The organism is Massilia alkalitolerans DSM 17462, assembly GCF_000427785.1.
Lineage (GTDB): Bacteria > Pseudomonadota > Gammaproteobacteria > Burkholderiales > Burkholderiaceae_D > Telluria > Telluria alkalitolerans.
Genome location: NZ_KE386582.1, coordinates 1 through 20459, shown reverse-complemented (window position 1 = coordinate 20459; position 20459 = coordinate 1). Strand labels below are relative to the sequence as shown.

18 protein-coding genes and 1 riboswitch are annotated in these 20459 nt (G+C 65.6%); of the genes, 8 read left to right on the top strand and 10 right to left on the bottom strand.

Annotation, left to right across the window (positions count from 1 at the left end; translation table 11 throughout):
* Positions 1 to 42 precede the first annotated feature (42 nt).
* The 5 genes from YWC_RS0127495 to YWC_RS0127475 all read right to left on the bottom strand — a co-directional run bounded on the left by YWC_RS0127495 (position 43) and on the right by YWC_RS0127475 (position 6716).
* The gene (locus tag YWC_RS0127495; RefSeq protein WP_027868198.1) at positions 43 to 1590 is read right to left on the bottom strand and encodes a DAHL domain-containing protein; all 1548 of its coding nucleotides are present in this window, start codon (positions 1588 to 1590) and stop codon (positions 43 to 45) included.
* A gap of 223 nt (positions 1591 to 1813) precedes the next feature.
* On the bottom strand, positions 1814 to 3046 hold the full coding sequence (locus tag YWC_RS0127490) for a multifunctional CCA addition/repair protein (RefSeq protein WP_027868197.1): 1233 nt from the start codon (positions 3044 to 3046) through the stop codon (positions 1814 to 1816).
* Positions 3047 to 3048: 2 nt separating this feature from the next.
* Positions 3049 to 3768, bottom strand: coding sequence for a glutathione S-transferase family protein (locus YWC_RS0127485; RefSeq protein ID WP_027868196.1), 720 nt, complete (start codon positions 3766 to 3768; stop codon positions 3049 to 3051).
* A gap of 29 nt (positions 3769 to 3797) precedes the next feature.
* Positions 3798 to 4760 (bottom strand): complex I NDUFA9 subunit family protein, encoded by a 963-nt coding sequence (locus YWC_RS0127480; protein WP_027868195.1) that lies wholly within the window; start codon positions 4758 to 4760, stop codon positions 3798 to 3800.
* A gap of 36 nt (positions 4761 to 4796) precedes the next feature.
* Positions 4797 to 6716, bottom strand: a complete 1920-nt coding sequence (locus YWC_RS0127475) for a lytic transglycosylase domain-containing protein (RefSeq protein WP_229413221.1) — start codon at positions 6714 to 6716, stop codon at positions 4797 to 4799.
* Positions 6717 to 6931: 215 nt separating this feature from the next.
* Here YWC_RS0127475 and YWC_RS0127470 point away from each other — a divergent pair, with 215 nt between their 5' ends.
* Positions 6932 to 7471, top strand: a complete 540-nt coding sequence (locus YWC_RS0127470) for a 5-formyltetrahydrofolate cyclo-ligase (RefSeq protein WP_036216546.1) — start codon at positions 6932 to 6934, stop codon at positions 7469 to 7471.
* Positions 7472 to 7678: 207 nt separating this feature from the next.
* Here the strand turns inward: YWC_RS0127470 and metF are convergent, their stop codons facing one another.
* The 4 genes from metF to metK form a co-directional block, all read right to left on the bottom strand.
* Positions 7679 to 8509, bottom strand: a complete 831-nt coding sequence (gene metF, locus YWC_RS0127465; protein ID WP_027868192.1) for a methylenetetrahydrofolate reductase [NAD(P)H] — start codon at positions 8507 to 8509, stop codon at positions 7679 to 7681.
* The gene (locus YWC_RS0127460; RefSeq protein ID WP_027868191.1) at positions 8496 to 8852 is read right to left on the bottom strand and encodes a phage holin family protein; all 357 of its coding nucleotides are present in this window, start codon (positions 8850 to 8852) and stop codon (positions 8496 to 8498) included. The genes metF and YWC_RS0127460 overlap by 14 nt, the downstream gene beginning before the upstream one ends.
* A gap of 120 nt (positions 8853 to 8972) precedes the next feature.
* Positions 8973 to 10385, bottom strand: a complete 1413-nt coding sequence (gene ahcY / locus YWC_RS0127455; protein ID WP_027868190.1) for an adenosylhomocysteinase — start codon at positions 10383 to 10385, stop codon at positions 8973 to 8975.
* 28 nt (positions 10386 to 10413) lie between these two features.
* Positions 10414 to 10486: riboswitch (S-adenosyl-L-homocysteine riboswitch) on the bottom strand.
* A 95-nt stretch (positions 10487 to 10581) separates the two neighbouring features.
* A complete protein-coding gene (metK, locus tag YWC_RS0127450) occupies positions 10582 to 11748 on the bottom strand; it encodes a methionine adenosyltransferase (protein WP_027868189.1) in 1167 nt (388 codons plus the stop codon).
* A 189-nt stretch (positions 11749 to 11937) separates the two neighbouring features.
* Here metK and YWC_RS0127445 point away from each other — a divergent pair, with 189 nt between their 5' ends.
* The 5 genes from YWC_RS0127445 to YWC_RS31290 are packed head-to-tail and all read left to right on the top strand — an operon-like array spanning position 11938 to position 15528.
* Positions 11938 to 12789, top strand: coding sequence for a lysophospholipid acyltransferase family protein (locus YWC_RS0127445; RefSeq protein WP_027868188.1), 852 nt, complete (start codon positions 11938 to 11940; stop codon positions 12787 to 12789).
* A complete protein-coding gene (locus YWC_RS0127440) occupies positions 12786 to 13649 on the top strand; it encodes an LpxL/LpxP family acyltransferase (RefSeq protein WP_027868187.1) in 864 nt (287 codons plus the stop codon). Before YWC_RS0127445 ends, YWC_RS0127440 begins: the two co-directional genes overlap by 4 nt.
* Positions 13650 to 13697: 48 nt before the next feature.
* Complete coding sequence (dapF, locus tag YWC_RS0127435) at positions 13698 to 14549, top strand: diaminopimelate epimerase (protein ID WP_027868186.1); 852 nt, start codon at positions 13698 to 13700, stop codon at positions 14547 to 14549.
* 54 nt (positions 14550 to 14603) lie between these two features.
* Entirely contained in the window at positions 14604 to 14972 is a 369-nt protein-coding gene (locus YWC_RS0127430) for a hypothetical protein (protein WP_027868185.1), read from the top strand.
* Between the two features lie 25 nt (positions 14973 to 14997).
* On the top strand, positions 14998 to 15528 hold the full coding sequence (locus YWC_RS31290) for a lysozyme inhibitor LprI family protein (RefSeq protein ID WP_084416649.1): 531 nt from the start codon (positions 14998 to 15000) through the stop codon (positions 15526 to 15528).
* 43 nt (positions 15529 to 15571) lie between these two features.
* Here YWC_RS31290 and YWC_RS0127420 read toward each other — a convergent pair whose 3' ends face one another.
* Positions 15572 to 17188 carry a tetratricopeptide repeat protein gene (locus tag YWC_RS0127420; protein WP_027868184.1) on the bottom strand — a complete coding sequence of 539 codons (1617 nt, stop codon included), beginning with the start codon at positions 17186 to 17188 and terminating at the stop codon, positions 15572 to 15574.
* Between the two features lie 473 nt (positions 17189 to 17661).
* On the opposite strand from YWC_RS0127420, the gene YWC_RS0127415 reads away from it, so the two are divergent.
* Entirely contained in the window at positions 17662 to 18714 is a 1053-nt protein-coding gene (locus tag YWC_RS0127415) for a porin (RefSeq protein ID WP_027868183.1), read from the top strand.
* Positions 18715 to 18930: 216 nt separating this feature from the next.
* Positions 18931 to 20211: a porin gene (locus YWC_RS0127410; protein ID WP_027868182.1), complete on the top strand. Its 1281-nt coding sequence runs from the start codon at positions 18931 to 18933 to the stop codon at positions 20209 to 20211.
* Positions 20212 to 20459 lie beyond the last annotated feature (248 nt).

Genomic DNA, 20459 nt, shown 5'->3' with positions numbered 1-20459 from the left:
CTTTGTGCAGTGCAGCATACGTCGCGATTGTAGCGGATTCTGCTATTGCTTGCCGTCCTGGCCCGGAACGAGCCACTGCGATGAAGGACTGACAACGAACACACCCTTGCCGGCCTGCTTGGCCTCGTACATGGCCTTGTCGGCCTCGGCCAGCAGCGCCGCCGAGCCGCGCGCTGCGCCCAGCGAGCCGCGCGCGCTCGAGATGCCGATGCTGGCCGAAATCCTGACCGGATTGCCGTCCGCCTCGGTGACCGACTTGATCTGGTCGAGCGCCAGCTGGGCCACGCGCAGCGCGCCTTCGCGCGAGGCGACCTCTTCCAGCATGATGACGAACTCGTCGCCGCCCAGGCGCGCCAGTGCGTCCTCGGCGCGCAGCTTTTCCTGTACCCGGCGCGCAACCATCTGCAGCACCAGGTCGCCGGTGGCGTGGCCGTAGGTGTCGTTCACCGCCTTGAAGCCGTCCAGGTCGATGAACATGACCACCACCACCGAATCGCGGCGGGTGGCGCGGGCCAGCGCGCGCTCGAGCAGGCGGGTCAGCTGGCGGTAGTTGATCAGGCCCGTCAGGCTGTCGTGCTGGGCCAGGCGCTCGAGCTGCTTCGACTGGGACTCCAGCTCCGCGGTGCGTTCGGCCACGCGGTGCTCGAGGTTCTCGTTGGCCGCCTGCAGCCGGTGGTTGACCTCGCCGATGATGCGGTAGCTGCGCCGCAGCCGCATGCCGGCGTAGGCCAGCAGCATCAGGAGGACGGCCGAATAGGCGAACAGGTAGCTGCGGTAGCGCTCGCGCACCGCCAGCTTGGCGTCGAAGGAGCGGTCGAATTCGCGGCCCAGGCGGTCGAGCGCGGCGCCCACGCCGGAGGCAGCGATCTGGGCTTCCAGGCGGTTTTCCAGCGGGCGCTTTTCCAGGATCACGCGCGCGGCCTTGATGATGGCGTCCATCTTCTCGACCACGGCCGGCGAGAAGGCGATCTCCTGGGCCGCGATGTCGCCCAGGATCTCGTCGATGCGCGCCGCCAGCGCCGGACGGGGCGCGACGTTGTAGCGCAGGATCTCGCTCAACAGGTCGTTCAGGGAAGCGTCCAGCCGGACCACCAGGCGCGCCGGCGCCAGCGCGCCCTCGATGCCGCCCAGCTCGGTCTTGAGGTCGGCCACGGCCGGCGGCAGGAAGCTCAATGCCTCGCGCAGCGGCGGGTTGTGGCGCGCGAACTGGGCGGTGATCAGCTCCTTGCGCTGCAGGGCGTCGCGCAGCTGGGTATAGGCGGTGTTCACGGCCGGGCTGGCGGCTTCCGGCAGCGCCTCGCCGAGGCGCTGCTGCAGTTCGCGCATGCGCGGCAGCTGGGTGGTCAATTGCGCAGTGGCCGGTGCACGGCCGATATGGGCGCGCAGGATGTTGGCATCCCATTCGGCGTCGAGCTTTTCCAGCTCGCGCAGGTTGAGCATCACGTCGTTGCGGACCTCGGGATCGGTCGCTTCCGAGCGGATATAGAAAAAGGCGAGCAGCAAGGCCAGCACCAGCACCGCCAGGCCGGCAAGTTGCAGGCGGCGACGCGGTTTCAAGCTCGCTACGCGCTGCGCCAGCACGGCAACCATCTTGTCCTCCGTTACATCATGTTGTTATCCGGAGAGCATAGCAAAAGCTTGCGGAACAGTCGTGCACCGTAGGGTGGGCGGGGTAATTCAGGCCAGTGGCCTGAATTACGAACGCCCACGCGGTGATAGTTTGCAGCGAGATCATCAGGCGCGAGAGCGGAGCCTGTAACGATCACCGCGTGGGGTAATCCGGGCCAGTGGCCCGGATTACGAGCCGCCCACGCTACGAAACCTTTAGTGCCGCTTTCACGGCCGAGACCCGCGCCGCGTGCACCGCTTCGGGAATCTTGTCGCGTTTTTCGGCATAGCGCGCCGCGACCTCGCCGGCGTTCACGGCGCGGGCCGCCTCCAGCGCGCGCAGCAAATACGGCCGCTGCGGATAGTCCTCGAAGCGCATCGGGTGCTCCTCATGCCCGCGTCCGCGCGCATCGCATTCGGAGGCCAGCAGCATCTGGGCGAAGCGTTCCGGCTTGCGGAAGGCATCGCAGCGCTCGAACAGGGTGACGATGGTGTTGGCCCGCAGCTGCAAGGCGCGGCTGACGTTGCCGTGCTCGCGCGCCGTCATCAGGGCCAGGTCGCGGCATTCGTTGGGCACCTTCAGGCGCTTGCACACGGCCGTGACCAGTTTCATGCCCTCGAATTCGTGGCCGTGGTGGGCCGGCCAGGTTTCGCTCGGCGAGACGCCCTTGCCCAGGTCGTGCACCAGGGCGGCAAAGCGCAGCTCGAGCGGATGCTTTTGCGAGGCCGCATAGTCGATCACCAGCATGATGTGCACGCCGGTGTCGACTTCCGGATGGTGCTGCTGCGGCTGCGGCACGCCCCACAGGACGTCGAGTTCGGGCAGGATGCGCGCCAGTGCCCCGCAGTCGCGCAGCACGTCGAACATGCGCGACGGACGTTCTTCCATCAGCCCGCGCGAGAGCTCCTGCCAGACCCGCTCGGGCACCAGGGCGTCGACCTCCCCCGCGTCGACCATGCTGCGCATCAGCGCGAGGGTGGAGTCGTGGACGCGAAAGTCCGGGAAGCGCGCGGCGAAGCGCGCCAGGCGCAGGATGCGCACCGGGTCCTCGGCGAAGGCGTTTGAAACGTGGCGGAAGATGCGCTCACGCAGGTCGGCCTGGCCGTTGTAGGGGTCGACGATGCTGCCGTCGTCGGCGCGCGCCATGGCATTGATGGTGAGGTCGCGCCGCACCAGGTCGTCTTCCAGGGTGACGTCGGGTGAGGTGTGGAACACGAAGCCGTGATAGCCCGGCGCGGTCTTGCGCTCGGTGCGTGCCAGCGCGTATTCCTCGTGCGTGTCGGGATGCAGGAAAACCGGGAAATCCTTGCCGACCGGGCGGAAGCCCAGCTCCAGCATCTGTTGCGGAGTGGCGCCGACCACCACGTGGTCGCGGTCGGTGACGGGACGCCCCAGCAGCTCGTCGCGCACCGCCCCGCCCACCACATAGCTGCGCATCGTCATTCCTGCGGCAGGTCGAGGTCGTGCTGCGGGGTCGGATCGATCTCGCGCATCGCTTCGTCGACCCAGCGCGCCACCGCCGGGTGGGCCAGCACGCGCTCGCAATAGGCCTGCAGCGCCGGCGCCAGCGCCACGCCATAGGTCTTGAAGCGGCACACCACCGGGGCGTAGAAGGCGTCGGCGATGGAGAAGTCGCCGAACAGGAAGCTGTGGTGGCCAAAGCGCGACAGGCAGTCTTCCCAGATTTCGCAGATGCGGCCGATGTCGGCCTGCGCCCCCGGGGTGCGGCCGCGTCCCGGCAGGCGCGCCTGGATGTTCATCGACATGGCGCTGCGCAGCTCACCGAAGCCCGAGTGCATCTCGGCCACGATCGAGCGCGCCAGCGCGCGCGCGGCGACGTCCTGCGGCCACATGTGCTTGTCCGGGAACTGCTCGGCCAGGTATTCGACGATGGCCAGGCTGTCCCAGATCGTCATTTCGCCGGCCAGCAGCACCGGCACCCGGCCCGCGTGCGAATAGCGCGCGATGTTGGTGGCGGTGTCGGGCTTGTCCAGCAGGACGCGGATCTCGGTGAAGGGAATCCCGAACGCCACCGCGGCCACCCAGGGCCGCATCGACCACGACGACACGTTCTTGTTACCGATGACGAGGGTCAGGCCCGGCTGGCGGGCTGCCTCGAGGGTGGAAGACAGGGTCGGGTCGAGTTCGATGGTCTGCATGGTGTCCTGTAGTGAATCGGTATGAGAAATCAGCGGCCTGCGTGCTCGCGGTAGTGGTCCAGGCTACTTTCCGGCGCCAGGTAGTGCGGCGCGGCGGCCTCGAGCGACGTCAGCTTGATTCCGAGCGCCTCCGCTGTCAAGGCTTGCGTTAGCGGATCGACCACATTATCCACTTTCATGGAATCGAGGTTGTCACGGCTGATCATCGGGTCGCCCGGCAGCAGCTCGAACAGCCTGGCTTCCAGGCGCGCGGCCCAGTCGGGCAGCGCCAGCACGTGGCGTTCATGGCCGGCGTAGCGCCCGGCCAGGTGTACCAGCTCGGCCAGGGTGTACACCTGGGGGCCGCCGAGCTCGATGACGGCGCCGCGCGTTCGCGGCTCGCGCAGCGCCACGGCGAAGGCGGCGGCCACGTCTTCCACGTACACCGGCTGCAGGCGCGACTGCGCACAGGCCAGCGGCAGCACCGGGAAACGGCGCTGCAGGTTGGCGAAGACGGTAAGGAAATGGTCGCCCGGCCCGAACACGATCGAGGGACGGAAGATGGTGGCGGCGACATTCGGCTCGCTGCGTGCGGCCAGCTCGCCGTCGGCCTTGGAGCGCTGGTACATCGAGGCGCCCGTGTGGCTGGCGCCGAGGGCGCTCATGTGCAGGTAGCGCGGCACGCCCAGCTCGGCGCAGGCCCAGACGATGCGGCGCGGCAGCTCCACGTGCAGTTGCCGGAACACCGGACCATAGGGATCGCCATGGCCGCCATGCAGCACGCCGACCAGGTTGATGACGGCATCGTGCCCCGCCAGCAGGCGGCGCAGCGTGGCGTCGTCATGGATGTCGGCCACCTCCAGGTCGAGGTAGGGCAAGGTGGTGAGCTGCTTGGCGGTTTCGTAGTGGCGCGCGGGGACCAGCGTGCCGACGCCCTCCGCCGCCAGGCGCGCCAGCAGGTGGCCGCCGATGAAACCCGTCCCGCCGATGACCACCACGTTCGCATCGCGCATGGCCGCCTCCTTCATTGGGGCCCAGGGCCCCGTGCGTCAGGGGAGGATGGACGCCCGCTCGCGCGGCTGCACGGGACGCAAACGCGTCCGGATCGACTGCGGCTTGTTCTCGAACATGGCGGCGTAGTTGGTGGCGTTGGCCAGCACGTTGCGCACGTAGCCGCGGGTTTCGGAGAACGGGATCGATTCGACGAAGATCGCCCCTTCCATCGGCTGCTCCAGCACGCCGCGCCAGGCGCGCGAGCGCGAGGGCCCGGCATTGTAGGCGGCCGTGGCGAGGATTTCGTCGCCGTCGAAGTTCTCCAGCACCATGTTCATGTAGTTGGCGCCGAGCGTGATATTGGTCCGCAAGTCGTTCAGCATGCTGTGCACGAAATTGTCCATCCCGATCTTGGCCGCCACCCACTTGCCGGTGGCCGGCATCACCTGCATCAGGCCGGAGGCGCCGACGCCGGAACGCGCATCGGTAATGAAGCGCGATTCCTGGCGGATCAGGCCATAGACCCAGGCTTTATCGAGGCCCAGGCCCTGCGCGGTCGGGTGCAGGACGTCGAAGTGCGGCGCCGGGAAACGCTGTGCGTAGTCGAGCTCGGTACGGGTGCGCAGCGAGGTTTCGACGGTACGGTCGAGCAAATCGTTGCGGCGAGCGATTTCGCCGGCAGCCAGCAACTGACGGTCAGACATGCCGCGCAGCGCCCAGTTCCATTCGCGGTTGCCGTCGGCGCGCAGACGCAGGGCGTAGAACTTCAGGGCGCGCTGCAGGCTCGGGTTGGCATTGCTTGATGCCAGTTCTTCGTTGCTGATCGGCTGGGCCGGCGGTGGCGCCACCACCTGGCGGCCGAGGTCGTCCAGCGCGAGCTGGCCGTAGAAATGGTGCTGGCTGGCGATGCGCTCGAAGCCGGCATTCGCCTCCGCCATGCGGCCCTCGTGCTTGTCGGCGCGCGCCAGCCAGTAGACCCAGGCGCTGTCGGCGCGCAAATTTGGCGGCATCGCCTCGATGGTGGCGCGCACGGTTTTCCAGTCGCCGCGGCGCAGGGCGATGCGGGTCTTCCACTGCAATTGCTCATTGGTGAGCTGGATGCCGTTGGCGCGCTGCCAGTAGGTGGCGGCGTCCGGCGACAGGGCGATCGAGGCGGCGTGCGCGATGCTGGCCCAGCCGGTCGCGCGTTCCTGCGCGCTCAATTGCGGGCTGTTCTTTTCCAGGGCGACCGTGGCCAGCTTGAGGCTGGTGCGCGCCATGCGGCCGACCGCCACCAGGTAGACGGCGCGCTCGGCGCGGGTCTTGCCGATGCCGCGCGCCATCGCCACCGCCGGCGTGTCCACCGCCTGTGCGGCGCGGGTGTCGGAGGCGCCGAGCAATGCGGCGGCGCGCCGCGCCGGACCGGTGGCGTTGGCCTCTCCCGCCAGGCGCAGTTGCCACAGCAGGTCGTCTTCGCTGAACTGGCGGCTTTGCGCCAGTTGCGCGATCAGGGCGGCGCAGGCCTCGCCGTAATTAGCCGGGCTGAGCAGCACGGCGCGCGCTTCCTGTGCCACCGCTTCGCCGCGGCTGGCGCGCGCCAGCAAGGTATAGCAGCGCAGTTGCAGGTTGCTGCCGGCCAGCTGGCCGACTTCGCGCTCGAAGGTCGTCCAGTCGCCGCGGCGCCCGAGTTCGAGCAGCCACTCACTGCGCATCAGCTCGGCGGCGGCGGTGCCCTCGTGGCGGCGCAGCACCTCGCGGATTTCCTCGGCCGTGGCGTTCGCGCCGGCGCCGCTCATCCGGGGTTTCAGACGATAATAGTCGACATAGGACGCCAGCGGATAGTCGGGCGGCAGGCGCGATGCGAGGGCATTGGTGCGCGCCGCATCATTCTGGCGCGCGGCTTCGCGCAGCAGCAGGAAGGTGTCGTCGTCGACACGATTGTCCTGTGCCGGCGGGGCGCCGGGTGCGCCCGGCACGGTCGGTGCGCCGGATGGCACCGGCGGTACGGCCTGCGGCGCAGATTGGGCGTGGACTGTGCCGGAAGACAGCGTCCACCATGTAAACACAACAGCAAGGGCGACCGGCAGCGAGCCGGTTGTCAATCTCGATTGAAACATCCACAACTCTCAATATACGCTGCATTCAAACCATGACCGGCGAATCAAGAATACCATGTGCCCCCGGGCTACTACCAGAAGCAGGCGCAAGCGCCATGCTCGATAAGCCACAGTTGCGCCGGACGCTCAAGGAGCGGCGCCGCGCCATTGACCACGCCACCAAGCTTGCCTGGGACGACCGCATCGGGGCGCGCGTGCTGGCATGGTGGCAAGCCAATCCCGGTGTTTCATTGGCTGTGTACTGGCCGCTGGCGGGTGAACCCGACCTGCGTCCAGCCTACGCGGAATTGGCGGACGCAGGCGTACGGCTGGCCTTGCCTGTTGTGCTGGCGCGCGATACGGCGCTCGGATTTGCCGAATGGGTGCCGGGCGAGCCGACCGTGGCGGACAGCCTGGGGGTGGCGGTGCCGGCGGAGCTGCGGATGGTGGAACGACCGGATGCGCTGCTGGTGCCCTGCCTGGGTTTCGACGTGCGCGGCTACCGGCTGGGGTATGGGGGCGGGTTTTATGACAGGACGCTGGCGGCGCAGCCGCGTCCGAGGACGCTGGGCATCGCGTATGCGTGCCAGCTGGCCGAATTCGAGATCGGGGAGTATGACATCCCGCTCGACCAGATCATGACGGAACTGGACTGACGCTTGGCGTCCGGAGCACTCAACCGTAGGGTGGGCGGCTCCACCCGATGCGTGTGATCGGTCCGGACGGTGGCGCCGCCCACGCGTTCAAGCAGTGGAAGAATGGACGCGCGGGCTGCAGCATCGGGATTTGAACGCGTGGGCGGCATTTGCGACACCTTGATGCAGCTACCTCGGTATAGCCGCCCACCCTACGAAAACAACTGCTTACTTCACCAGCCGCTGCCAGATCGCGGTGGTCGCCGCGGCCTGATTCATGCTGTAGAAATGCAGCCCCGGCGCGCCGCCCGCCAGCAGGCGTTCGCACAGGCTGCTCACCACGTCCAGGCCGAAGGCCTTGATCGAGGCGGTATCGTCACCGAAGCTGGCCAGCTTGTTGCGTACCCAGCGCGGGATCTCGGCGCCGCACATGTCCGAGAAGCGCATCAGCTGCGTGTAGTTGGTGATCGGCATGATGCCCGGCACCACCGGCACGTCCACGCCCAGCTTGCGGGCGTTGTCGATGAAATCGAAGTAGGCGTCCGCGTTGTAGAAATACTGGGTGATGGCGGAATTCGCGCCGGCCTGGATCTTGCGCGCGAAGGCCTGCAGGTCGTCCTGCGGCGAACGGGCCTGCGGATGCATTTCCGGATAGGCCGCCACTTCGATGTGGAACCAGTCGCCGGTTTCCTTGCGGATGAACTCGACCAGCTCATTGGCGTAGCGGAACTCGCCGCCGCCGCCATAGCCGCTCGGCAGGTCGCCGCGCAACGCCACCACGCGGCGGATGCCATTGTCCTGGAACTGCTGCAGGATGGCGCGCAGCGATTCGCGGGTGCCGCCGACGCAGGACAGGTGCGGGGCCGCTTCGTGGCCGGCCGATTTGATCTCGAGCACGGTCTGCAAGGTGCCCTGCTGGGTGGTGCCGCCTGCGCCGAAGGTCACCGAGAAATAGGTGGGCTGCAGCTCGGCCAGCTTCTGGCGCACGACGCGCAGCTTTTCCGCGCCTTCCCCGGTCTTCGGGGGGAAGAACTCGATACTGAAATTAGGAGTTTCCATCTTTGTCTTTGAGGAGCAAGGTAGAAAGCGCCCACGAAATGATGCTGTACAAAATCGCTGCAATGAAGGCGGACCAGAATCCGGCAACATTGAACCCGTCGATCCACTGCGACACCAGCCAGAACAGGAAGGCGTTGATGACGAGGATGAACAGGCCCAGCGACACCACCGTTACCGGCAGGGTCAGGATCACCAGGATGGGACGGATCAGGGTATTGACCAGCCCGAGCACGAGCGCAGCGATCAGCGCGGTCGTGAAATTGGTGACGGCGACGGAAGACATCAGGAACGGCAGGGCCATCAGGGCCACGGCATTGATCAGCCAGGTAATGAGCAAGCGCATCGTATCGACTTTCGTGGTACGCGGGCATTCCCACCGCTTGCGGGTGACGAAACGCCCGGCTGTTGAAAAAACGGGCGCTGGTTTGTGGAAAACGCAGCGCCCGCATCGACTACCTATTGATTAATAACGGTAGTGGTCCGGTTTGTACGGACCTTCCTGCTTCACCGAGATGTAGGCGGCCTGCTCTTCGGTCAGCGTGGTCAGCTGGGCGTTGAGCTTTTTGAGCTGCAGGCGGGCGACCTTCTCGTCCAGGTGCTTCGGCAGGGTGTAGACGCCGACCGGGTACTTGGCGGTATTGGCGAACAGTTCGATCTGGGCGATGGTCTGGTTCGCGAACGAGGAGCTCATCACGTACGACGGGTGGCCGGTGCCGCAGCCCAGGTTCACCAGGCGGCCTTCGGCCAGCAGGATGATGCGCTTGCCGTCCGGGAAGATCACGTGGTCGACCTGCGGCTTGATGTTTTCCCACTCGTACTTCTTGAGCGCGGCGACTTCGATCTCGTTGTCGAAGTGGCCGATGTTGCAGACGATGGCCTGGTCCTTCATCTTGAGCATGTGCTGCTCGGTGATGACGTGGTAGTTGCCGGTGCAGGTCACGAAAATGTCGCCGTGTTCGGCGGCATAGTCCATGGTCACGACGCGGTAGCCTTCCATCGCGGCCTGCAGGGCGCAGATCGGATCGATCTCGGTGACCCACACTTGCGCCGACAGCGCGCGCATGGCCTGGGCCGAGCCCTTGCCGACGTCGCCATAGCCGGCGATGACGGCGATCTTGCCGGCGACCATGACGTCGGTCGCGCGCTTGATGCCGTCCACCAGCGATTCGCGGCAGCCGTACAGGTTGTCGAACTTCGACTTGGTAACCGAGTCGTTGACGTTGATCGCCGGGAAGGCCAGCTTGCCTTCCTGATGCATCTGGTACAGGCGGTGCACGCCGGTGGTGGTCTCTTCGGTCACGCCGAGGATGCACGGCAGGCGCTTCGAGTACCAGGCCGGATCACGTGCCAGGCGGCCCTTGATCGAGTTGAACAGGCAGATTTCTTCTTCCGAGCCCGGCTTGTCCAGCACCGAGATGTCCTTTTCCGCGCGCACGCCCAGGTGCAGCAGCAGGGTGGCGTCGCCGCCGTCGTCCAGGATCATGTTGGCGTGGTTATCGCCCGGCCATTCGAAGATGCGGTGGGTGTATTCCCAGTACTCGTCCAGGGTTTCGCCCTTGACGGCGAACACCGGGGTGCCGACCGAGGCGATGGCGGCGGCGGCGTGGTCCTGGGTCGAGTAGATGTTGCACGATGCCCAGCGCACTTGCGCGCCCAGGGCTTCCAGGGTGCGGATCAGGACCGCGGTCTGGATGGTCATGTGCAGCGAACCGGCGATGCGCGCGCCCTTGAGCGGCTGGGCAGCGGCGTATTCCTCGCGGATCGCCATCAGGCCCGGCATTTCGGTTTCTGCAATGCGGATTTCCTTCTCGCCCCAGGATGCCAGGGAGATGTCTGCAACGTGGAAATCGTTGATGTCTTTGAGTACGGCGCTCATCACGCCCTCCTTTCAATGGTTGAAAAAAGTAACGTGAGCGCGGTTGCTGATATCCGAGCCTGGCGAAGATGGGAATCTTCGTCGCAACGCTCCTCGGAATCGGTGAGTTTACCACGAGTGGCGGCGCCATGGGGCCGCCACTGTTGTTCACCGGCCCCGCCCGCGACCGTCGAGGTCTTGGGCGAGATGCCAGGGTTTAGGACAGGCCGGCTTCGGCGCGCAGCAGCGCCGCCTTGTCGGTGCGCTCCCAGGTGAACTCCGGCTCTTCGCGGCCGAAGTGGCCGTAGGCGGCAGTCTTGGCGTAGATCGGGCGCAGCAGGTCGAGCATCTGGACGATGCCCTTCGGGCGCAGGTCGAAGTGTTCCATCACCAGCTGGGCGATCTTTTCATCGGAGATGAGGCCGGTGCCTTCGGTGTACACGGTGATGTTGATCGGACGGGCCACGCCGATCGCGTAGCTGACCTGCACCTGGCACTGGCGCGCCAGGCCGGCGGCCACGATGTTCTTGGCGACGTAGCGCGCGGCGTAGGCTGCCGAGCGGTCGACCTTGGACGGATCCTTGCCCGAGAACGCGCCGCCGCCGTGCGGGGCTGCGCCGCCGTAGGTGTCGACGATGATCTTGCGGCCGGTCAGGCCGCAGTCGCCCTGCGGACCGCCGATGACGAAGCGGCCGGTCGGGTTGACCAGGAACTTGGTGCCTTCCAGCCATTCACGCGGCAGGACCGGCTTGATGATCTCTTCGATGACCGCTTCCTCGATCTGCGAGTGGGTCACGTCCGGGTGGTGCTGGGTCGACAGGACCACGGTGTCGACGGCGACCGGGCGGCCGTCGACGTAGCGCAGGGTGACCTGCGACTTGGCGTCCGGACGCAGCCATGGCAGGCGGCCGTCCTTGCGCAGCTGCGACTGGCGCTCGACCAGGCGGTGCGAATAATAAATGGCGGCCGGCATCAGTTCCGGGGTCTCGTCGCAGGCATAGCCGAACATCAGGCCCTGGTCGCCCGCGCCCTGGTCCAGATCCAGGCCCGCGCCTTCGTCCACGCCCTGGGCGATGTCCGGCGACTGCTTGTCGTAGCAGACCATCACGGCGCAGCCCTTGTAGTCGATGCCGAAATCGGTGTTGTCGTAGCCGATGCGCTTGATGGTGTTGCGCGCGACCTGGATGTAGTCGACGTTGGCGTGGGTGGTGATTTCACCCGCCAGCACCACCAGGCCGGTGTTGCACAGGGTTTCGGCGGCGACGCGGGCGCGCGGATCCTGTTCCAGGATGGCGTCGAGAATGCTGTCGGAAATCTGGTCGGCGACCTTGTCGGGGTGGCCTTCGGAAACGGATTCGGACGTAAAGAGATAGTCGTTGGACATGGTGGCTCCGGTTACTGCTGTGTTGTATACATGCCGCAGCAACGGTTGCCTGCGACGCTTTAGCGACATTTATATTCCGCTTCGCAAGTTGTCTATTAACTCGGCGGATCCTGCATAAAGTGGTATTTTACGCTTCCTTCGAGAATTTTGCTCTACCGAGCACTGCTCTTTCAACCCTGATCAATACGCATGTTAGTTTTTTTATTCCGTGCACTATCGGTATTTCCATTGCCGTTTCTGCATGCCCTCGGCGCGGCCCTCGGCTGGCTCGTCTATTTAGCTTCCGGTTCGTACCGCCGGCGCCTGCGCGCCAACCTGGTCCAGGCCGGCTATGAACACCACCTGAACGCCGCCGTCGCCGAAGCCGGCAAGGCCATCATCGAACTGGCCTTCGTCTGGTGCGCCGACCCGAAACGCGTGGCCCGCCACGCCAGCGTCGAGAATTGGGACTTGGTGCAGCAGCGCCTCGATGCCGGCAAGGGCATCGTGTTCCTGACGCCACACCTGGGCTGCTTCGAGATGACGGCCCAGCAGATCGCGCTGCAGACCGCCCTCACCGTCATGTACCGCCCGCCGCGCAAGAGCGCGCTGAAACCGCTGGTCGAAGGCGCCCGTGCGCGCCACAACCTCAAGCTGGCGCCGGCGACCCTGTCCGGCGTGCGCATCTTGGCGAAGACCCTGAAATCCGGCGAGCCGATCGGCCTGCTGCCCGACCAGGTGCCGCAGGAAGGCGAAGGCGTGTGGGCGCCCTGGTTCGGCCGCAGCGCCTACACCATGACCCTGCCTGCAAAATTAGCGCAGCTGGGCAAGGCCGACATCCTGCTGGTGTATGCCGAGCGCCTGCCGCGCGGCCGCGGCTACGTGGTGCGCTTCGTGCCCTTCGAGGGCAGCCTGGAAGGCAGCGCAGCGGACCAGGCGGCCTCGATCAACCGCGCCATGGAGCAGCTGATCGCGCGCTGCCCCGCGCAGTACTTCTGGAGCTATAACCGCTACAAGCAGCCGGAAGGCGTGGCCGGTCCGGAAAGCGAGGCTGCGGCATGAGGCTCCTGCTCGGTATTTTGTGGCTGCTGCACTTCCTGCCGCTGCCCATCCTCGGACGCCTGGGCGAAGCGGTCGGCAGCCTGATGTTCCTGATCATGGGCAAGCGCCGCCGCATCACGCTGACCAATCTGCGCCTGTGCATGCCCGAGAAATCGGAGGGCGAACGCCACGCGATCGCGAAGCAGCATTTCCGCGCCTACGCGCGCAGCATCTTCGAGCGTTCGATCCTGTGGTGGGCGCCGGAAGCGCGCGTGCGCAGCTACATCCAGGTCGAGCCAGGGGTGCCGAAGGCCGAGATGGAAGCGGGCCCGACCATCCTGCTGTGCCCCCACTTCGTCTGCCTCGACGTGGCCGGCGTGGCCTCGCGAGTGATCCCGGTGTGCAGCATGTACGTGCCGCAGAAGAACGAAGCCTTCGACAGGTTGCTGCGCCATGGCCGCGAACGCTACGGCCCGGTGCGCCTGGTGACGCGCAAGGAAGGCATCAAGCCGATCCTGCGCGCGCTGCGCGACGGCCTCCCCTACTTCATGCTGCCCGACATGGACTTCGGCGAGAAGGATGCCGAGTTCGTGCCCTTCTTCGGCATCCCGGCCGCCACCCTCACCGCGCTGGGCCGCATCGCGGCCACCACCGGCGCCAAGGTGATTCCGGTGGTCGCCACCTACCTGCCGAACTACCAGGGCTGGCGTGTGCGTTTCTACCCGGCGTGGGAAAATTACCCGGGCGACGACATGGTCGAGGCGACCCGCCGCATGAACGCCTTCATCGAGGAGCGCGTGCGCGAGGCGCCGGCCGAATATTTCTGGACCCACAAGCGCTTCAAGACCCGCCCGCCCGGCGAGCCGTCGTTCTACGACTGATTAAGTTGCGCTAATCCTTTCCGGATTTGATTAAGCTGGACTGAACCTATGAAACTGAAATTCACCAAGATGCACGGCGCGGGCAATGACTTCATCGTCGTCGACGCCATCCACCAGGACGTGAACTTGAGCACCGAAGAATGGCGCCGGCTGGCCGACCGACGTTTCGGCATCGGCGCCGACCAGATCCTGGTGGTGGAGCGCCCGACCAGCGAGGGCGTCGATTTCCGCTACCGCATCTTCAACAGCGATGGCGGCGAGGTCGAGCAGTGCGGCAACGGCGCGCGCGCCTTTGCCCGCTTCGTCAGCGACAAGGGTTTATCGGGCGAGAAAAGCATCCGGGTCGAGACCATGAAGGGCATCATCGCCCCGCGCCTGGAAGAAGACGGCAGCGTGACGGTGGACATGGGCGCGCCGCGACTCGATCCGGCCGAGGTGCCCTTTGATTCCGCCGGCCTGGATGGCCGGGCCGAGGGTGAAGACAGCACCTGGCCGCTGGCGGTGGGTGGCAGGACCGTGTTCGTGTCGGTGGTCTCGATGGGCAATCCGCACGCGGTGCAGGTGGTCGAGGATGTCGACACCGCGCCGGTGGAGAGCATGGGCCCGGCCATCGAAACCCATGCGCGCTTCCCGAAGAGGGTGAACGCCGGCTTCATGCAGGTGCTGGACCGCCACCACGTCAAGTTACGCGTGTTCGAACGCGGCGCCGGCGAGACCCTGGCCTGCGGCACCGGGGCCTGCGCGGCCGTGGTGGCCGGCATCCGGCGCGGCCTGCTCGATTCGCCGGTGCGCGTGTCGGCGCGCGGCGGCGAGCTCAGCATTGCTTGGGCGGGCGTGGGCCAGCCGGTCTATCTCAGCGGTCCGGCGGTGACCGTGTTCGAGGGCGAAGTCGAGGTCTGAAACGGGTCTGGCGCCGACCTCGGACCGGGGCCCGGCGCACATTCGGAGAAGTCGATGCGCATATTACTACTCATCCTTTTCGCAAGCGCTTTCGCCCAGGCCGAGGCTGCGCCGGCACTCAAATCGTGCGGAACGTTTTCTTCTCCCTACTCCGTATCGTCTCCCCTGACGATCGCAGAGATCGAAAAGAACGAAATGCAGAAGACCACTGCCATGCTGAAAAAGCGGGCGGACCTTCCCAAGGTCCCGTTTGCTTTCATGCATGGCGAGTGGCTCAGCTTCAAATCCAGGCTTCGACCTGGCGACGAGATTGTCGCTTTCAACTCCGGGGGAGATTCCTGGCACCATCTTGCGGGAGAAATGGGCTACGCAATGCTGCGCGGTGGCTGCGTCATCGAGACTTTGGTGACAATGCGACACTGATACGATAAAGAAAAGGTTCCGAAGCATGAAGACGCAAGGAAGGTGGGAACTTGCTGGCCTCCAGGGAGTTACGTGGCTGCGCCTTCTGGTGCTTGCCCTGCTGTGCGCTTGCTTCTTTCAGGCGAATGCAGCCGAGGTACCAGCTTCACAGGAAGATATTGCTCAGCAAAAGCAAGAGCATTGTGGCGACGGAAACATGTTGCAGATGAGCTTGTGCATGAACCGAGAGGCCAAGGAATCCGACGACCGCCTGAACCTGGTGTATGCAGGGCTGATGAAGGCACTTGCCAAGCCGCACAGCTTGCAAGCTGCACAGCGCAAATGGATCGCATTCCGCGACGCCGAATGCAAACTCCGGACTGAAGCCACCCAGGGCGGCAGCATCCATAATTTTTCGGTCAATCTATGCCGGATGCAATTGACCGAGCAGCGCATTGCAACGCTCGAGGATATTCGCCCATGCAATGGCTGCGTCGAATTCAAGGCCCCGTATAACGGAGCGAAGGAGTTCAGTCTGCCCAAGCGGAATCGCATTCCAGCATCCATGACCCCGTGACCGGAACGAAGCATAAGCCTTGCGAGCGGGACATGCCTCGCGATCAGGCCGCCAGGCCGATCTCCGCCGCCCCATCTCCCTCGTCCTCACCTTTGGCAGGCATGCCAACCAGGGTCCGCAGCCGGTACAGCCGCTGCCGGTAATTCCCTTCCGGCCCCGACGGCCCGCAATCGATCCCTTCGAACAGGCGCGCAACGCGGTCGAGCGCATGGCGTTCCTGCGCCGTCTCGACCAGCACCAGGCGGCGCTTGCTGCGTCCGTAGCTGGCGCGGATGTCGATCACCAGGCAGTGGCCCTGGTCGGCGGCGGACACGTCCAGCAGCAGCGCTTCCGCCCGTGACAAGCTGAACAGCGCCGCAAGTTCCAGCCGCGCGTGCAGCAGCGGGTGCGCCTGCAGCGCTTCCTCGTGCCCGGCCAGCAGCTTGCCGGTCTCGACATAGGGGGGCGTGTCCAGGCGCGGGGCGATCTTGCGCAGCAGCACCAGCGCCTCGGCGCAACCCTGGGCGGCCGCCTTCTGCAGCCAGTAGGCGGCGCGGACGTCATTGTTTTCGTTCTCGCGGCGCGCCCGCCAGGCGTTGTGCCCGCATTCGAGCTGGGCGTCGCGATAGCCCATCTCGGCCGCGCGCTCGAGGTAGCGCTGGGCATCGGCGACATTGCGTTGCGAGAACTCGGGCTTGATATAGATGCGCGACAGGGCATACCAGGCCTGGGCCAGGCCCTGTTCGCCCGCCAGGGTCAGCCAGCGGATCGCCTTCTTGAAATTGGCGGCGCCGCCGCCGCCGGCGATGCGGCGGCCGTCGACACCCATGCGCGCGCAGCGCAAGCCCATCGCCAGCTGGGCGTGGCGCTCGTGTTCGGCCGCGGCGAGCTCCCAGAAGCACAGCGGCTCGCCCGGCGCAGGCGTGATGCCATGCCGGACCGGTCCGTGTTCGCCTTGCCCGCTTTCGTGGAACGCGCTGTCGTCGAGCAGGCGCGCGACGCGCGACAGCAATGCGATGTCGGCCGGCGCCAGCCGCTGCACGCCATCCTGGCTGGCGGCCGTACGCACGAGCGTGCGCGCCAGCGGCAGCGCGCGCGCCAGGTAGTCGTCCCAGCGCCCGGCGTCCCAGGCCTGCTCGAGCACCACGGACTGCGCTGCGGCGACGCCGCTGTCGGCCGCACGCCGCAGCCAGGTCTGGGCCGATGCCGGCGCAGTACCGGCACCGGCAGCGACGCCGGCCAGCCGTCCGGGTGCGGCATCGCGCCGGCGCGCCAGCAGCCATTGGGCATCGGGAAAGCCGGCGCGGGCGGCATCTTCGAGCGCACGCAAGGCCTTGATGGATCCGGGGGTGTCGGGGTTGGGGGCGCTGCCGTCGCCCAGCACCAGCTGCGCGAACACGAGCCCCGCATGCACGCTGCCGTCGTCATAGGCGCGCTCGTACCAGGGGGCGAGGGCCTGGGCGCTGGGCTGGGCCAGTGCGAGCGGAATATGGTTGCCGATCAGTTGCCAGGCCTGCTGGCATTCCTGCCGCGCAGCGCGCTCGAGCCAGTGCAGCGCGGTCGGCAGGCTCTGCGGCAGGCCGGCGCTGCCGAACAGGTAGAGCTTGCCCAGCTCGAGCTGGGCAGCGGCCTGCCCGGCACGTGCGTTGCGGATGATCGCCAGTTCTTCGCGGTTCGCCATTGTTGCTTGTCTTGGTATGAAATCGGCCAGCGCGGTCGGGCGGAATGGAGCGGGAATCACGCTCGAACGATGGCAAGAACAGGCGCTGCCGCAGGACGGCCCCACACCAAAAAGCTTGCCAATATACAAGGATTCCCGACCTGCCGTCGCCGCGCACCTCGGTTTGACGCAGAGTCTACGGCGTCATTGCTGCCGCTCCGCTCGAATCCCGGCCTTCCTTGAGGCGGCGCAAACTACCCAATAGATGAGCTCGATGCTTTCTTTGAAGCAATTTGTTACATCTTCGTGATCTGCGTTTCAAAAATACAACAGCACGATTCGATTTATTGGCTTTCGACCAACCCCGCCCTTCATAATTGACAAAACCGACAATCTTGACGAGTCAAGCATTTAAGGTGCAGTTATCCGGGCATTCAGTTTTTCATGCCGCAATGCCGGGATAGCTGAGAATTAATTAAGAAAAAGGAAACACAATGAAACACTCCCTCCTGGCCGCAGCACTGCTTGGCGCATTCGCTGCCGGCACCGTGCACGCACAAACCTCGGTCCAGATTTACGGCACCATCGACGCAGGCGTCATCAAGCGCAGCGGCGAAAGCCTCAACATCGGCAAGCGCGCCTCGAACACCCTCGGTTTCAAGGGCACTGAAGAACTGGGTAACGGCCTCAAGGCACTGTTCCAACTGGAAATGCGTTACGAGCCGGACACCGGCACCAATGAAATCGGCAACAACGGCACCCAGCGTCCGCTGTTCCAGGGCCAGACCCGCGTCGGCCTGCAAGGCGACTTCGGCATGGTCCGCATCGGCCGCGGCCTGACCCCGTTCCACGAAACCGTGGGCGCCTTCGAACCCTTCCACGCTTCGCCGAGCCCGGCTGGCTTCTGGACCGACCTGGCCGTCGCCGGCTACAGCTCGCAGCCGCTGGACGTGCAGGGCTATTCGAGCAACCGCTTCTCGAACGCGGTTTGGTACAACTCGCCGGTCACCAGCGGCTTCCAGCTGAACGCCGCCATCGCCACCAAGGAAGGCGGCGGCGGCCCGGCCGTGATCGGCCGCGGCACCCCGGCAGCCCCGCAGTACCCGGTGGGCGCCGAAGCATCGGCCAACCCGTTCTCGATCACCGGCACCTACAACAACGGTCCGGCAGCCTTCATGGCCGGCTACGAACGCAACGCCATCGAATCGAAGGTCTGGTCGATCGGCGCCTCGTTCTCCGCCACCCCGGAACTGAAGCTGATGGGCCTGTACTCGAAGCAGGACCAGGAACACAACCGCTTCGCTAACGCCAACACCACCGCATGGGTGCTGGGCGCCAACTACACCATGGGTCCGGGCAAGTTCCTGGCCGGCTATGGTCAGAAGGACGTCGACGGCCTGCAGAAGGTCAAGCAGCTGTCGCTCGGCTATGAATACAGTCTGTCGAAGCGCACCTACCTGTACGTCGATGCGTCGCGCAAGAAGGGCATCAACGCCCTGCAGTCGACCGTCAACCACTACGACGTGGGCGTGAATCACTCGTTCTAAGCCGTATCCGGAGGACAGGCCCGCGGCCTGTCCTCCCAAGGGGCGGACATGGGCAACCATGCCCGCCCTTTTTTTGCCCTGTTTTTGTAGTTTTTAAGCAACGCCGGTCAAGACGCCGGGGCCTCCTGCATCCGGGGCCTGTACAGTGCACTGAAGCAATGGCATATTGGCAAGGCGCGTAACAAAACGCTCGTTCGCAAAATTAATGGAGACCCAATGAAGAAAAGTATCCTGGCCGCGCTGCTCGGCACCTGTTTCGCAATCCCGGCCTTCGCGCAGACCAGCGTGCAGATCTACGGTATCGCCGACGCCGGCGTCATGTGGCAAAAGGGCGGCCCGACCAAGATCTATAGCGGCGGCGCCGACGGTTCGCGCATCGGTTTCAAAGGCACCGAGGATCTCGGCAACGGCTACAAGGCAATCTTCAATCTCGAAGCACGCGTCGAGCTCGACACCGGCACCCAGCAGCCGACCCTGATGAACGACAATCCGGGCACCTACCTGCTGCGCGGCATGAACGGCATCCCGCCGGCGATCCTGGGTCGCCTGCAATCCCTGATCCAGCCGCCGGGCGGCCCGGCCGTCAACCAGGAACGCGCCCTGTTCGACCGCACCGCCATGGTCGGCCTGATCACCCCGGTGGGCGCCGTCCTGCTGGGCCGCATGTACACCCCGGGCTATGAAGTCTTCAACAAGGCCGACACCTTCGAATCGGGCACCGGCGGCACCTGGGGCCACGTGACCGGCGGCACCGCGGGCTTCACCGCGCTGGGCGCCGACATCCGCTCGCAGGAAGCCATCCAGTACCGCATCGCCCTGCCGAACGGCATCGGCGGCTCGCTGATGTACGGTCCGAAGGGTTCGGGCTACCTGGGCCGCTACAACAAGTTCCGCGCCGGCGCCATCACCTACACCGCCAACGGCTTCGACGTCGGCATCGGCTACAACCACGGCTACGACCAGCAGAACCGTCCGAGCCTGCGCACCACCACCGTGGGCGGCTCCTACCAGCTGAACGAGACCTGGAAACTGTTCGCCGGCTTCCACAGCCAGCGCAACACCAACTCGGTGCTGATGGCCGACTACACCGCCGGCTGGGACCAGGGCGTGACCCCGGTCCTGACCCAGCAGGGCATCCCGGCGGCCGTCCAGGGCCAGCTGCGCACCATCTTCGTGAACGCGCTGCGCAACAACACCCAGCAGGACGCCAACAGCTACCAGGTGGGCGCACACTACAAGATCGGCAGCGGCCGCATCATGGCCCAGTACGCGCACCAGAACGACCGCACCGTCACCAACAGCGACGCCAACCTGTACGCAATCGGCTACGACCACTTCCTGTCGAAGCGCACCGACCTGTACACCGTCGCGGCCTTCATCAAGAACAAGGGCCTGGCACAGTACTCGCCGGGCACCTCGGGCAACCCGGGCGGCTTCACCGAAACCCCGGGCGCAGACGGCCGCGCACTGCAGGTCGGCATCCGCCACCGTTTCTGAGTCACTGTTACCAGAACAGAAAGACGCCCTCCGGGGCGTAATGCCGTTCAGTTAAGACTGAACGGCATTTTTATTTTGTCGTTGTAAACGTTGCGCATCGCTGTTAACCTTCGTCGCCATGTTCGATGACACTCTTCATTTTCTAGCAAATCATCTCGAAGCTCCCGACTGGACAAGGTTGGGTGAGCATCTTCCTACTGAATGGATCGAACAGGCGCTGGCGAGCGCGGATGCGCTGAGTATCCGGC